This window comes from Paractinoplanes toevensis, assembly GCF_018332695.1.
GTDB lineage: Bacteria > Actinomycetota > Actinomycetes > Mycobacteriales > Micromonosporaceae > Actinoplanes > Actinoplanes toevensis.
Map to the genome: position 1 here is coordinate 1 of NZ_BOQN01000162.1, position 11,107 is coordinate 11,107.

The following is an 11,107-nucleotide window of genomic DNA, read 5'->3' on the forward strand; positions in this document are numbered from 1 at the left end:
GGTCGCCGCCGCGGTCGCCGACCAGCTCCGCGAGCAGTGCGAGGCCCTCGGCGCGGCGGCGCCCGGCCATGCCGGGGTCGAGCAGATCCTGCGGACCTATCTCTCGGTCCAGCACCGCGACAGCCCCGAGCACGGCTGCCCGTCGGCCGCGCTGCTCGACGAGATCGCCCGCTGCGCGGACGCGACCAGACGGGCGTACACCGCCGGTGTCCTCGCCGTCATCGACGACGTCGCCGCTCGGGTGGCGCCCCAAGACCCGCGATCGGCACGGGTGCAGGCGTTCAGCATCTACGCTCTGATGGTGGGGACACTGCAACTCTCCCGTGCCCTGGCCGACCGGCAACTCGCAGACGTCATCCTCGAGCAGGGCATCCAGAGCGCCCTCACACTGCTCGGCACCGAAGGCCGGTGATGGGACGCCGGTTGAGCAGAAGCGTCAGCGTCTCGCGCGCAGCGCCGGAGCCCGCATCCTGGACGCGTTCCTCGCGCTGATGCGCGGCGAGAACCACGGCACGATGATCGTCAAACTGAACCGATAGCAGGCAGCAGAGCGCGGATACGCCGGTGCGCGGCGCACCCCACCGAGGCGGGAGCGGACGACGTGGCACAGCTGCTCGCGGGGTTCGCACCGGTCGAGGTGGACATCGACGGGATCCGCATCACCGGCCGCACAGCCAGCACCGGACCACCGGTCCTGCTGCTGCACGGCTATCCGCATACGCATGTGATGTGGCATCAGGTCGCCTCGATCCTGGCCGAGCGCCACACCGTCGTGCTGGCGGATCTACGCGGCTATGGCGGTTTCCGCGAAACCGGCCGCCGGCGCCGACCACACCGAATACAGCAAACGAGCCATGGCCGCAAACCAGGTCGCGGTGATAGCGAGTCTCTCGGCTTCGACACCTTCGCCGCGGTCGGAGACGACCGCGGCGCCGCGTCGTACACCGGATGTGCCTCGACCACCCCGCCCGGGTCAGCCGCGCCGCAGTCCTGGACATCGTGCCCACCCGGCACGTCTTCGCCACCGCGGACACAGTCCTCGCGATGGCCTACGAACATTGGTTCTTCCACGCCCAGCCGCCCGGCTTCCCGGAGCACCTCATCGCCGGCGACCCCGAGTTCTACCTGCGCGCGAAGCTGGCCGCCTGGTCCGCCGGCGGCCACCCGTTCGACGAGACCGCCGTCGAGCAGTACGTCACGCACTTCCGCGACCCCGCCGCCATCGCGGCAAGCTGCGGGAATGCCGCGCGGCGGCCACCATCGACCTGGAGCACGACGACGCCGGCTACACCCGCGGCGACCGGATCAACTGCCCGCTGCTCGTGATGTGGGGCGCCGCGGGATTCGCCGGCCGGCACTACGACGTCGCCGCCATCTGGCAGTCCTACGCCGCCAACGTGTCCACGACCGCCATCACCTCCGCCGGACATTTCCTCGCCGAGGAAGCACCCACCGCCGCAGCCGCCGCCCTGTCGCACTTCCTCCAGCAGCCGCCTCTGGCCGGCTTCGTCAGTCAGCCTGCCACGAGAGTGTGCTCAGCTGCGCGACGGCGTGGTGCCCGAGGCCAGCGGGGACGTCGAAGCCCGCCTCGGTGAGGAACTCGCGTACCCGCACTTCGGCGCGCACGCCCAGCCCGTTGGGAAGAGTCCAAGCCCATCCTCGGTTGGGCTGTCGCTCCCGCGTCGCACCATGGTTCGGCACGGGGGCGGCCTGAAAGGGCCGTCCTTGCAGCAGTGCTCGACGACGAAACCCTCGTATGTGTGCTCGCTTCATCTGATGAGCTCCGGACCTTGCGGAGCGATTATATTACGTTCATACTTCAACCAGTCTTGAGGCACGTCACCTCGCTCCTTCGCACTGGGACCGCCTCGCTCAAGAGTTCATCAGACAAGGAGATAGCCATGGACAACCGTCAGGAAGCCCGCAACGGCGTGGTGACGTCGTACAAGAACGTGCCCACCCGTACCGTCTCCGCCGGCGGCGTCGAATTCGCCTACCGCGAGCTCGGCCCGAAGACCGGCGTCCCGCTGGTCCTGGTGACGCACCTGGCCGCGGTGCTGGACAACTGGGACCCCCGCGTCGTCGACGGCCTCGCCACCAAACACCACGTCATCGCGTTCGACAACCGGGGCGTCGGCGCCTCCACCGGCACCACCCCGAAGACCATCCAGGCGATGGCGGCCGACGCTCTCACCTTCATCCACGCGCTCGGCCTGACCCAGGTCGACCTGCTCGGCTTCTCCATGGGCGGCATGATCGCCCAGGTGATGGTGCAGAGCGAACCTCAGCTCTTCCGCAAACTGATCCTCGCCGGCACCGGCCCGGCCGGAGGCGAGGGCATCAAAAACGTCACCAAACTCTCGCACTTCGACACCGTCCGGGCGCTGCTCACCTTCCAGGACCCGAAACAGTTCCTCTTCTTCACCCGGACCCCGAACGGTCGCCGGGCGGGTAAGGAGTTCTTGGCCCGACTGAAGGAACGCACCACCGGCCGGGACAAGCCGATCACGCTCAAGTCCTACTTCTCCCAGCTCGACGCCATCCACACCTGGGGACTGGAACGCCCACACGACCTCTCCGCCATCCACCAGCCTGTGCTCGTGGCCAACGGCGAGACCGACCGGATGGTGCCCACCCCGAACTCCCTCGACCTGGCCCGGCGCCTACCGGACAGCGACCTGGTGATCTACCCCGACGCCGGGCACGGCGGCATCTTCCAGTTCCACGCCCAATTCGTCGCCAAGGCCCTCGACTTCCTCCAGCGATAGGGCCGCACGAGGTGGCCCTCCTCGACGGCCACGGTCGAAGGGACAAACCACGCGGAGATCACCGATCGCGCCTGCCGGAACCGCCGCGTCCGTGCCAAGATCGGCTCTGGCGCTCTTTCGGTGGTGACGCAGCGCGCGTATGTCCATGTTGGATAGTAGTCGCGGTGCGCTGCTGATGATCTTGTTGGAGTGGTGTTCGGCGGGTTGGCGCCGCTGGTCATCGAGAAGGTTGAGGACGCCGGCGACAGGATCGTGGTGCGAGCGTCTACGCCGTTGACGGCGGTGGCGTGCCCAGATTGGGGCGTGCTGACGGCGCGGGTGCACGGCCGGCACGAGCGGACCGTGGGCGACTTACCCGTCGACGCCCGGCGGGTGCAGGTGGTGGTCCGGGTGCGTCGACTGGTCTGCCCGACGTCCGGCTGCCGCCGGACGTTCCGGTGGCACCTGTGGCACGGCCTGGTCGAAGCCGCCGGTAAAGAGGTCGCCGCGCACAGCGTGTGCTGGGCCAAGGCCGGCCGTATGCAGGACGGGCCTCGCGCTCAAAGCACCCGGGAGCGTTGGCAGCAAATCCACGCCCTGCTCGAGCAGAACGTCGGCCTGCTCGAATGCGCCCGCCGGCTCAACGTGTCGCTGAACACGATCAAACGCTGCGCCCGAGCCAGCGAACCCGAACGACTGCAACGCGCCCCGCAATACCGGCTCACGCTGGTCGACCCCTACCGCGAACACCTGCGCCGACGCCGTCAGCAAGACCCCGCCGTCGGCAATCTCCACCTGTTCCGCGAGATCAAGGCCCTGGGCTACCCCGGCAGCATGAACCTGCTGGTCCGCCACATCACCCAAGGCCGAGCCGAAGGCGACCGCCCGCCAATGTCGCCACGCCGGCTGGCCAGCTTCGTGAGCTGCGGCGGCGACGAGCCGCCGAGCAACCCGGTCGCCGGGTGTGGTGGAACCACGATGGCAGATGGCACCGGCAATGACGGCAGTCAGGTCGCCTCGGTCGCCTCCACCACCGGCAGGACCAGCGACAAGGCTTTGCCGGCCGCCACGCGAGCACGGCCGAGGACCAGCTCACTTTGCAGCACCAGAACGGCTCCACCGATGGCCGCCGCGTCCGACCCGCTGACCGACGGCACGACACGAACCGGGTGTGCCCGGCGGGCGAAGGTGCGCCGGTCCACCTCCTGCTGGATCAGCGTCTGGTAGATCGAGCCGGCCACGGCGAAGCTCGGGCCTGCAAGCACGATCAGGTCCAAATCGAACAGACTGGTGATCGTTACCGCGGCGCAGCCCAGATACCGAGCGGACCGTTCGATAAGGTGCCGCGCCTGCAGATTGCCGGCGTTCGCGGCGGCGGCGATGCGCGCGAACTCGGTGAGGAAGTCGGTCCCGGTCGGGTCGAGCGCCAGGTGATCGGCGAGCCCTGGCATTTCGAGCGCCTGCCGCACCACGGCGGACGGACCGGCGTAATTCTCCAGGCAACCGCGGTTGCCGCACGGGCACTCGCCGCCGTCCACATCGAGGGAGATATGGCCGATCTCCACGCTGTTGGAGGAACTGCCGCGATACACCTCGCCGGCCACGACGACCCCGCCACCGATCCCCGTGGCCATGTATATGCAGCCGTAGGTGCTGTGCGGGTCGACCGTGCCCAACCAGTACTCGCCGATCGCGGCCGCGGCGGCGTCGTTGTCGAGCAGGACCGGCATGCGAAGGATCTCGGCGAGTCGAGGTGCGACCGGATACTCGTACCAGGCGTCGGTCGGTTGTGGAGTCAACAGCAGGCCGGCGTGCCGGTCCTGCGGGCCGTAACTGACCAGGCCGACCCCGAGCACCCTGTCGCGGCCCACCGCCGCGGTGTCCAATATTGCGTTCACCTGCGCGGCCAAGAACGGAAGTGCCTTCTCCGGTGACATCTGCGCCGTACCGCGGAATGAGGTTCTGGCGACCTGCCGGCCAGCCAGGTCGACGACGACGATGACGCAGGTGTTGCGTTCGAGCTGAATTCCGACGCTATAGCGGGCCAACGCGTTGAGCTGTAGCAGCGTGGGTGGTTTGCCGCCGGTCGACGCGCCGCGCCCCGCTTCGACCACCAGTCCGTCGCTCATGAGGTCTCGGACCACCTCGGAGATCGTCGGCGGCGTCAGGCCAGCGGAAGCCGCGAGCTCGACTCGGCTGATGGTGCGCGCCGCCCGGATCAAGTCGAGCACCACCCCGCGGGTCTTCGGCCTACTGCCCCACAGCGCGCTGGCCGCCATGCACCCTCCTCGACGGACGACATTCACTTTTGTCGACAAGCTTACTTTGTGCCACCAACACCCTTCCGGGAACGCCACGGGGCCGGACGGTCGAGTCGCTCCCGGTGCAGACAAGCCATTGACTTAGGTAGATGGCCTAAATAAGGTTTGGGAGCGCTCCCATACGGTCTACGACGTCCCCCTGGAGAATTAGGAGATCAGACGATGAGATCTCGTCGCACTCTGCTGGCCTCGGGCGCCGCCGCCCTTGTGGCCGGCGCCATAGCCTCGGTCACGCCACCGGCCGCGGCGGCGGACACGGGGTGTTCGGTGACCTACACGGTGCAGAGCCAATGGCCCGGCGGGTTCACCGCGAACGTCGGCATCACCAACCTCGGCTCGGCCGTGACGGGCTGGACACTCGTGTTCGACTTCCCGGCCACTACCCAGAAGGTCAACCAGGGCTGGAGTGCAACCTGGGCTCAGTCCGGGGCCCGGGTCACGGCGACCAGCGCGAGCTGGAACGGCTCGCTCGGCACCGGGGCGTCCACATCGATCGGCTTCACCGGGGTGTGGAGCGGCACCAATCCGGTACCAGCCTCCTTCTCACTCAACGGCACCGCATGCACCGGTTCCGTGATTCCACCAACGTCGAATCCTCCATCTGTCCCGCCCAGTACCCCGCCGAGCAGTCCGCCGGCCAGTGGACCTGCTCCGGAGCTCAAGGTATCCGGCAACAAGATCGTCACCGCGGACGGCCGCGCGTACCGGCTGCTGGGAGTGAGCCGCTCCAGCGGCGAGTTCGCCTGCGTGCAGGGCAAAGGGCTCTGGGATTCCGGCCCGGTTGACCAGGCATCCGTCGACGCCATGAAGACCTGGAACATCAGCACCGTACGCGTCCCGTTGAACGAGGAATGCTGGCTCGGTCTCAACGGGACACCCAGCGGCGCCGTCTACCAGCAGGGGGTCAAGGATTACGTGAATCTGCTGGTCACCAACGGCATCAACGTGATCGTCGATCTGCACTGGACGTGGGGCGCCTACACCAACAGCCCAGACTGGCACTGCAAGGACGAGCACGCCACCTGCCAGAAGCCGATGCCCGACGCACAGAATGCCCCGCAGTTCTGGACCGGCGTCGCCAACGCGTTCAAGGGCAACGACGCGGTCGTCTTCGACCTCTTCAATGAGCCCTACCCGGACATGCCCGCCGAATGGGACAAGACCCTCGGGTGGCAGTGCCTGCGCGACGGCGGCACCTGTACCGGCCTGCCCTACGAGACGGCCGGGATGCAGGACCTGGTCGACGCGGTCCGCGCCACCGGGGCCACCAACCTGCTCATGATCGGCGGCCTGGAGTGGGCCAACGATCTCCGGGAATGGCTGGCGTACAAGCCGGTCGACCCGCTGAACAACATCGCCGCGTCGTGGCACGCGTACAGCTTCAACGCCTGCGCGACAGAATCCTGCTGGGACAGTCAGATCGCCCCGCTGGCGCAGCAGGTGCCGGTGGTCGTGGGTGAGTTCGGCCAGGACAACTGCGCCTTCGACTACATGCAACGGCTGGTGGACTGGGCCGACGAGCACGAAATGGGATATCTGGCCTGGACCTGGAATCCCTGGGGCTGCACCACCGGCGCCGTACTCATCAAGGACTGGGCCGGCACACCGGAACCCGGCATCGGCGAAGGCTTCAAGGCCCACCTGCTGACCCAAAGCCCTTACCTGTAATCACTTGCCTTCGGCCGGCCGCACGAACGCTGGCCGGCCGAAGGAGTCCCCTACCGCACCACAATTTCCCATTACTCGTCCGAATACAGCCAGCCTCGTCAATTCCCCGTCATCTATCTTTTGGCGGCCTGATCGGACTCCGCCTGGGACGCTCCAGTCCCCCGACCGGACCGAGACCGCCTGGGAAGGAGCACAGATGCGACCGTCTCGTCTTCGGTCCCGTTCGGCCGTCACCGTCGTCGCCACTCTGACCGTCGCCGCGGGTGCCGTCCTCGCGAACGCCCTCGCCGCGCAGGCCGCCGCCGGCTGCCGGGTCACCTACACCGTGCAGAGCCAGTGGACCGGCGGCTTCGTCGCGAACGTCGACGTTACCAACCTCGGCACCCCGATCACCAGTTGGCAGTTGGCCTGGTCGTTCACCGCCGGGCAGCAAGTCACACAGCTATGGAACGGCACCGTGAACCAGTCCGGTGCGCTCGTCACCGTGGCGAACGCAAGCTGGAACGGCAGTATCGCCACCGGGGCCACCACCTCATTCGGCTTCGGTGCCACCGTGAACGGCACCTCGAACCCGGTACCCACCGCCTTTACGCTCAACGGTATCGCCTGCACCGGCAGCGTGAATCCCACCCCAACCGGCTCGAGCGCCAGCCCCAGCCCAAGCGCCAGCCCGACGGCATCGACCACGCCGGGCCCAGCGGTAAGCGTCCTGGACCAGGTCCATACGGTGGGCCGGCTCAAGACGACTGATGCGGGCGTGCAGTACACCTGGCCCGGCACCTACTTCGAGGGCCGCTTCCGCGGCACCGGCGTGGGCCTTGTCATCAACGACTCCAACAACGACTACGTCGTCGCGGTCGACGGCACCACGGTCGCCACCCTGGTGGCACCGGGACAGATCACTTACTGGGTCAAGGATCTGGCGAACGGCGACCACACCGTACGGCTTGCGAAGCGCACCGAAAGCCCGTGGGCTGCGGGTGAGTTCGGCGGGCTCGTCCCCGCCGCCGGAGGCGCGATCCTGGCCAAGCCAGCCGCGCGCAGCCGGCAGATCGAGTTCATCGGCGACTCGTGGACCGCGGGCTACGGCGACATGTCCACCTCGCGTGACTGCGCCAGCACCGGCGTCACCCGGAACTCCAACGCCGATGCCGCGTTCGGCGCGCTCACCGCGCGTGGTCTGAACGCCGACTACCAGATCAACGCCTGGTCCGGCATGGGCATGGTGCGCAATTACAACGGCCAGACTCCGGACACCACCTTCCGTACCTACTACGACACCGACCTGCAGGCCCTGTGGAACAGCACGGTGTGGCCGGTCCCGAGCACCTGGAAGCCGCAGGTCGTGGTGATCGGTCTCGGCATCAACGACTTCTCCACCGCGCCCAACGCCGGCGAGAAGTGGGCGAACTTCGACGAGTTGGCCGCCGACTACCGGGCCGCCTACCTGGCGTTCATCGACAAGCTGCGGGCCCGCTACGGCGCCGGCACCGAGATCGTGCTCACTTACCCCGACCTGTCGTACCTCACCACCGCACTCGCTGACTCGATCCAGCAGATCGTCAAAACGCGCAAAGACAATGGTGACGCCCGAGTGTCGTCGCTGTACTACGACAATAACGCCCTCGGGATGGATCTCCTCGGCTGCGACTGGCACCCATCGCAGCACGACCACCAGATCCTCGCCACCACCCTGACCCAGCATCTATCCACCCTGCCGATTACCTGGTAAGCCCACCTCGGCGCAGCTCAGCGGCTCGTTATCGATACGGGTAACGAGCCGCCGCCATCGCCGGCCCACAACCCGAGAATGTCGCGGGCAACTTCGGCAGTGACCGCCAATGCGACGTAGATGGCCGGTTGGCGACCTTCCCTTCGCGGATCTTGGCACTCTCGCCGGCCGGCCAGGCCGGCCGGCGAGAGCGCGCAGATGAGGTCGGGTGGCCGCTGGCTGGAATACCCGCCGCGGTTTCACCACCAGGTGCGTGGTGACGGCGTTCCGATCTTGTTGAACTGATGTTCGGCCGGCGCAGCAAATCCACAAGGCCGAGAACGGGTCTGCCGCTATGACACACCTTGCCCGCCATGTTCCAGCCCACCTCCCGTGATAGGAGAGGATCGCCCAGAACGCGGAGACCGCTTCGGTCCGGGCGGGCCAGCCGGAAAACGGGCCGTCACACCGAAGGCGAACCGGCGGCACTGGTCAGGCATACCCGCTTCGTGCGGCTGAGGCCCTCGGCAGCCTCGGACCGCCAGCCGAACGCAGGCTCGGACCACCGGCCGGTCGCGGGCTCGGACTGCCAGCCGATCGCGGGCTCGGACGGCGATCACCGGGCCGGCCCGGCAAGGCTGCTGAACCCGGCCGAGTAGCCGGAGGGAGTTTCACCCTCCGGCTCTCACAGATCCGTACGTGACAGTCTCCCGTCATACGGCTCTTGTCGTTCTGATCACCAGAAGGCGGTGACCCATGCCCAATGGGCGAAGGCTTTCGGGTACCGGTCGATAATACGTTGCCAGCCCGCTTGAGCCTTCTTGAAGGATCGTGCCCGCTCGAACTTGTTACGCAGGAAACGCACCAAGTAGGCATTGATACGCTTCAGGAACGGATATAGTGCGGAACGGTTGAACCGTCCGTAATACTGCATCCAGCCACGCACGACAGGATTAATCCACCGTGCAATATCGGCAAGTGTCCAACTCGTTCTACGGCCCAGCCACCACCGGCGGACTGTTCCGCTGATCCTCTTCAGGGCGTCTTTACTGATTGCCGGCGCGAACCCGGTGAACGTGACCTGGTCACGCTCATTCCGGACTCCGCGAGGACGGAACGTGTACCCCAGAAACGTGAACGCGGTGTGCTCATATGTTGCCCGCCGGTTCGCGTCCTTGCAATACACAATCCTCGTCTTATCGGGATGCAACCGCAGCCCAACCTCTTCCATCCTCGCCGCGATCGCCTCGACCAGACGCTCCGCCTGATCCAGACTCACACAATGCACCACCGCATCATCGGCATACCGTTCGAACGGATTCCCCGGATGATTCCGGACCATCCACATGTCGAACGCATAATGCATGAACAGATTCGCCAGCACCGGCGACACCGCAGAACCCTGCGGCATCCCCCGATCCCGCTTCAGCAACGTGCCGTCCGTCAACTGCAACGGTGCGACCAGCCACCGTCTGACATACAACACCATCCACGGGACATCAGCATGCTTCTCCACCGCTTTCACCATCAGCGCATGATCGACACTGTCGAAGAACTTCTGAATGTCCCTATCGACCACCCAGTCGTACTTCCAGCAGCGTTGCCTGCACACGCCCACCGCGTCCAACGCCGACCTGCCCGGCCGATACCCGTACGAGTCGGGATGGAAGACCGGTTCGACCTTCGCCTCCAACCGCCGAGCCACCACCGTCTGCGCGACCCTGTCCGCGATCGTGGGAACACCCAAAACCCGAACACCCCCACCATGCGTCTTCGCGATCTCGACCGCTTTCACCGGCGGCGGAAAATATGTGCCCGACGACATCCGATTCCAAATCTTGTACAAATTGTTCTTCAGATCCTTCTCGAACACGTCCATACCCACACCATCCACACCCGATCCACCCTGATTCGCCTTCACCTGCCGGTAGGCGTCCCACACCTCCTGCTTGGCAATCTCGAACGGTTTACCTTCCGCTGACTTCTGCCTCTCCACATGACTCCTCCCGGGAACACCGGTTGATCAGACGAAAAGACCACGAACGACCCGACCCCTTCGCTCGACCGCCATTACAACAGTCTTCATCACTACTACGAGTCGGTCCGCCAGCACGCCCGGCAACGGTACTCGACCCCCTCACGGTTCAAGCCGCTCAGGACACTCCCTCTCACCACCGGCAACAACCAGCGGCCGTATCCGGGCATGCCTTCCCCTGTTCCATGCGAGAGCAGCAGACCAAGCTCACGTCGCCTCTATGCCGGACACCACCTGGCCAACAAGTCGGGCACCCGCCAGGCTCATCCCGGGAACAATTCCTATATCCCGGTTTCGATGTCAATTCATTGAATAACGACACCTCGAACGACGATCGTCTCCCTGATCCCCACCTGACACATCACGTGTGCCTTTTCCACATCGCTCACCACGACGGTCTTCAGCCAACGCAGCATGTGGCGGTTTGAAGCCTCCCCCCAAATGGGCGCCTCCGAAGGGCCAAAACCTTCATCTCTCGCACAGCATCAACTCCAGAAACCACCTACAAACAAGGTCTCCTTCACTGTTCAGGGCACAAGGAATCCTTCAAGGTCAACGCACTAGCAATCCGCGCCCCACCCATGGCAGTCGGCGGACTACCACGCGGGTGCGGTATTGCATGCGT

At 66.1% G+C, this 11,107-nt stretch carries 6 protein-coding genes and 4 pseudogenes; 7 read left to right on the forward strand and 3 right to left on the reverse strand.

Annotated elements, in window-relative coordinates; all coding sequences use genetic code 11:
- The 5 genes and pseudogenes from Ato02nite_RS48335 to Ato02nite_RS52355 all read left to right on the forward strand — a co-directional run.
- A pseudogene (locus tag Ato02nite_RS48335) lies at window positions 1–412 on the forward strand (hypothetical protein); the annotation flags it as partial.
- 225 nt (window positions 413–637) lie between these two features.
- Window positions 638–787 (forward strand): annotated as a pseudogene (locus tag Ato02nite_RS53165) (alpha/beta hydrolase); the annotation flags it as partial.
- A 161-nt stretch (window positions 788–948) separates the two neighbouring features.
- Window positions 949–1,326, forward strand: coding sequence for a hypothetical protein (locus Ato02nite_RS48340; RefSeq protein ID WP_213013494.1), 378 nt, complete (start codon window positions 949–951; stop codon window positions 1,324–1,326).
- Between the two features lie 575 nt (window positions 1,327–1,901).
- Entirely contained in the window at window positions 1,902–2,768 is an 867-nt protein-coding gene (locus Ato02nite_RS48345) for an alpha/beta fold hydrolase (RefSeq protein WP_213013495.1), read from the forward strand.
- Between the two features lie 189 nt (window positions 2,769–2,957).
- Window positions 2,958–3,659: pseudogene (locus Ato02nite_RS52355) on the forward strand (transposase family protein); the annotation flags it as partial.
- A 95-nt stretch (window positions 3,660–3,754) separates the two neighbouring features.
- Here Ato02nite_RS52355 and Ato02nite_RS48355 read toward each other — a convergent pair.
- Window positions 3,755–5,026, reverse strand: coding sequence for an ROK family transcriptional regulator (locus Ato02nite_RS48355; protein ID WP_213013496.1), 1,272 nt, complete (start codon window positions 5,024–5,026; stop codon window positions 3,755–3,757).
- 204 nt (window positions 5,027–5,230) lie between these two features.
- On the opposite strand from Ato02nite_RS48355, the gene Ato02nite_RS48360 reads away from it, so the two are divergent.
- Together Ato02nite_RS48360 and Ato02nite_RS48365 are read left to right on the forward strand one after the other, a co-directional pair.
- Window positions 5,231–6,736, forward strand: coding sequence for a cellulase family glycosylhydrolase (locus Ato02nite_RS48360; RefSeq protein WP_213013497.1), 1,506 nt, complete (start codon window positions 5,231–5,233; stop codon window positions 6,734–6,736).
- 196 nt (window positions 6,737–6,932) lie between these two features.
- Window positions 6,933–8,468, forward strand: a complete 1,536-nt coding sequence (locus Ato02nite_RS48365; RefSeq protein ID WP_213013498.1) for a cellulose binding domain-containing protein — start codon at window positions 6,933–6,935, stop codon at window positions 8,466–8,468.
- A gap of 50 nt (window positions 8,469–8,518) precedes the next feature.
- Here the strand turns inward: Ato02nite_RS48365 and Ato02nite_RS53415 are convergent.
- Window positions 8,519–8,622, reverse strand: a pseudogene (locus Ato02nite_RS53415) (transposase); the annotation flags it as partial.
- A gap of 561 nt (window positions 8,623–9,183) precedes the next feature.
- Window positions 9,184–10,443 carry a group II intron reverse transcriptase/maturase gene (gene ltrA / locus Ato02nite_RS48370; protein WP_213013499.1) on the reverse strand — a complete coding sequence of 420 codons (1,260 nt, stop codon included), beginning with the start codon at window positions 10,441–10,443 and terminating at the stop codon, window positions 9,184–9,186.
- Window positions 10,444–11,107 lie beyond the last annotated feature (664 nt).

Coding starts and splice junctions, on each gene's coding strand:
- Ato02nite_RS48340 (WP_213013494.1), top strand. CDS start 949: ATGTGCCTCGACCACCCCGCCCGGGTCAGCCGCGCCGCAGTCCTGGAC.
- Ato02nite_RS48345 (WP_213013495.1), top strand. CDS start 1,902: ATGGACAACCGTCAGGAAGCCCGCAACGGCGTGGTGACGTCGTACAAG.
- Ato02nite_RS48355 (WP_213013496.1), bottom strand. CDS start 5,026: ATGGCGGCCAGCGCGCTGTGGGGCAGTAGGCCGAAGACCCGCGGGGTG.
- Ato02nite_RS48360 (WP_213013497.1), top strand. CDS start 5,231: ATGAGATCTCGTCGCACTCTGCTGGCCTCGGGCGCCGCCGCCCTTGTG.
- Ato02nite_RS48365 (WP_213013498.1), top strand. CDS start 6,933: ATGCGACCGTCTCGTCTTCGGTCCCGTTCGGCCGTCACCGTCGTCGCC.